Origin of the sequence: Desulfovibrio sp. ZJ369 (assembly GCF_011039085.1) — a bacterium.
In the GTDB taxonomy this organism is placed as follows: Bacteria; Desulfobacterota; Desulfovibrionia; order Desulfovibrionales; family Desulfovibrionaceae; genus Desulfovibrio.
Window position 1 is genome coordinate 1 of record NZ_JAAKEI010000088.1, and the last position, 3,034, is coordinate 3,034.

Below are 3,034 nucleotides of genomic sequence, written 5' to 3' on the forward strand. Positions count from 1 at the left end.
AAAGCAAAAACATGTGATGAACTGTATAAATCCATTGGAAAAGCATTAAGTTGTATCACACAAAAAGACGCTGAAGGATGGTTTAAATCCTGTGGATATGTAAAAAGTTAAAAGCAAAATGCTCTAGTGTATATCTCTCTGACAGCCTTGAAATCCTTGCCCTGCGGCATTATGAGAACGAAATACTGATGCTGGCATTTTTTGACCTTTTTTTGCGCACGCCGCGTTTTGCTTTCGCGGACCTGCCGACGCAGCCGCCTGCGCGCAGAGTGCCGCTGTCCATTGAACGCCAAATGTGCCTTTCATTCCATGAAGATACGGCTCGCTACGGAGAACAGGCATAGCCACGGGGCAAAAATGAACCACAGTACTGCGGCCGGGCGCGTTGCGGCAACATGCCGCTCTCTGGCGGATCTCAAATCCGTGGGCAAGGCCACGCTGGCGGATTTTTGCGTGCTGGGCGTGCAGAGCGTGCAAGAGCTGGCCGATACCGATCCGCGCGAGCTTTATGAGCGCCTGTGCCGCCTGAAGGGCGTCACGGTGGATATCTGCCAGTACGATGTCTTCTGCTGCGCCGTGGCCCAGGCCCGCGACCCGCATCTGCCGCCCGCGCAATGCGACTGGTTCTGGTGGTCCCGCCTGCGCAAGGCGGCCCGCAGATGAGCGATCTGCCCCTGTTGCGCGACCCGGACAGCGTTGAGCTGACCGGCACTGTGGAGCGCGTTGTCTTTCACAATGAAGAAAACGGCTATACGGTGCTGCGCCTTTTGCCGGACAAAGCCCAGCCCGGAGAGGCCAAAGTGGCGGGCGCGCCGCCGCGCTCGCTCAGCCGCGAGCCCGTGTCCTGCGTGGGGCATATGGTCAACCCCCAGGCGGGCGTGCAGCTCCGGGTGCGCGGGCGCTGGGTGAACAATGTCCGTTTCGGGCGTCAGGTGGAGTTTTCCGCCGCCGAGGAAATGCTGCCCGCCACCTGCGAGGGCATCCGCCTCTATCTTGGTTCCGGCCTGATCAAAGGCGTGGGCGAAGAAATGGCCAGCCGCATTGTGCAGGCTTTCGGCACGGACACTCTCCGCGTGCTGGACGAGGAACCCGAACGCCTGCTCAAAGTGCGCGGCCTGGGCCGCAAAAGCCTGTCCCGCATTCGCGAATCCTGGGCGGAACACCGGGGTATGCGCGATCTGCTGCTCTTTCTCCAGCCGCACGGCATCACGCCGGCCTATGCGGTGCGCATCTACCGGGCCTACGGCGCGCAAGCCCTCAGCATCGTGCGCGAAAATCCTTACCGCCTGGCCATGGACATTCGCGGCATCGGTTTTCTGACCGCGGACGCGGCTGCGACGAAACTGGGCTTTGAGCACAATCACCCCTTGCGCGTGCAGGCCGGCGCCCTCTATGTGCTGCAAAAATCCACGGATGACGGCAATGTCTATTTGCCGGAAGACAAGCTGATGGAAGCGGTGCGCGCCCAGTTGGACGTTGAGCCGGAATTGATCGCGGATGCCCTGTCGGCCCTGGAGGCGGACGAGCGCATTGTGCGCGAGGATATGGACGATCCTGAAATTCCCGGCGCAACGGAAACAGGCATCTACCTGCGCCGTTACCATCATTGCGAGGCAAAAACCGCTTTTTATCTGCAACGCCTGCTGCATTCGCCGAAATCAGTGCGCTTCACGGAGGTGGAAACGCTGCTGGAGAAAGTGGTCGGGAATCTGCCCATTGCTCTGGCTCCGGAACAACTGGAGGCCGTGCGCACGGCCGCGCGCTGCAAGATCATGGTGCTGACCGGCGGCCCGGGCACGGGCAAGACCACGATCATCAACGCGATCATCAGACTGTTCGGCGAAGTGCGGGCGCGCATCCTGCTGGCCGCGCCCACGGGCCGTGCAGCCAAGCGCATGGCGGAAACTTCCGGGCGGGAGGCCAAGACCATTCATCGCCTGCTGGAATACAGCCCCAAGGAGGACGGCTTCGCCCGCAATGAGGACAATCCCCTGGCGTGCGGGCTGCTGGTCGTGGATGAGGCCTCCATGATGGACGTGCTGCTTTTTTACCATCTGCTCAAGGCCGTGCCTTTGGGCGCGACGCTGGTTCTGGTGGGCGACGTGCACCAACTGCCTTCCGTGGGTCCGGGCAATGTGCTTGCCGACATCATTGCTTCGGGCGTGGCGCCGGTGGTGGAGCTGACCGAAATCTTCCGCCAGTCGGCTGAAAGCGAAATCATCTGCAATGCGCACCAAATCAACCGCGGCGAGGTGCCTTGCCTGGAATCCAGCAAGGAGCGCCTTTCGGACTTCTATTTCATTCACCAGAATGATCCCGAAAAAGCCGCGGAGCTTATGGTGGATCTGGTGAAAAATCATATTCCCCGCCGTTTCGGCCTGGATCCGGTGAACGACATTCAGGTGCTTACGCCCATGCACAAGGGGGCCGTGGGCGCAGGCAGGATGAACGCCCGCCTGCAGGAAGCCCTGAACCCCAACGGTCTGGAAGTGCGGCGGGGCGATCGGGCCTTCCGTCTGCATGACAAGGTTATGCAGGTGCGCAACAACTATGAAAAGGATGTCTTTAACGGCGATATGGGGCGCATCGTCTTTCTTGACAGTGCCGAGCGCAGCCTGAGCGTCAGCTTTGATGAACGCATCGTGCCCTATGATTTCGACGAGCTGGATGAGCTGGCTCCGGCGTATGCCATTTCCATCCACAAATCCCAGGGTTCCGAATACCCGGCGGTGGTCATCCCGATCATGATGCAGCACTATGTGCTCTTGCAGCGCAACCTGATCTATACCGGCGTGACGCGCGGCAAAAGGCTGGTCGTGCTGGTGGGCGAGTCTCGCGCTCTGCACATGGCCGTCAAAAACAACAAAACCCGCAAACGCTATACGCGCCTTGCCCGCCGCCTGAGTCCTAGAGCATTTTGCTTTTAACTTTTTACATATCCACAGGATTTAAACCATCCTTCAGCGTCTTTTTGTGTGATACAACTTAATGCTTTTCCAATGGATTTATACAGTTCATCACATGTTTTTGCTTT

2 protein-coding genes are annotated in these 3,034 nt (G+C 59.0%); both read left to right on the plus strand.

Annotated elements, in window-relative coordinates; all coding sequences use genetic code 11:
• The first annotated feature begins 357 nt into the window (after positions 1-357).
• Positions 358-663 carry a helix-hairpin-helix domain-containing protein gene (locus tag G7Y51_RS13315; RefSeq protein ID WP_165178226.1) on the plus strand — a complete coding sequence of 102 codons (306 nt, stop codon included), beginning with the start codon at positions 358-360 and terminating at the stop codon, positions 661-663.
• Positions 660-2,927, plus strand: coding sequence for an ATP-dependent RecD-like DNA helicase (locus G7Y51_RS13320; RefSeq protein ID WP_165178227.1), 2,268 nt, complete (start codon positions 660-662; stop codon positions 2,925-2,927). Before G7Y51_RS13315 ends, G7Y51_RS13320 begins: the two co-directional genes overlap by 4 nt.
• Positions 2,928-3,034: the final 107 nt, after the last annotated feature.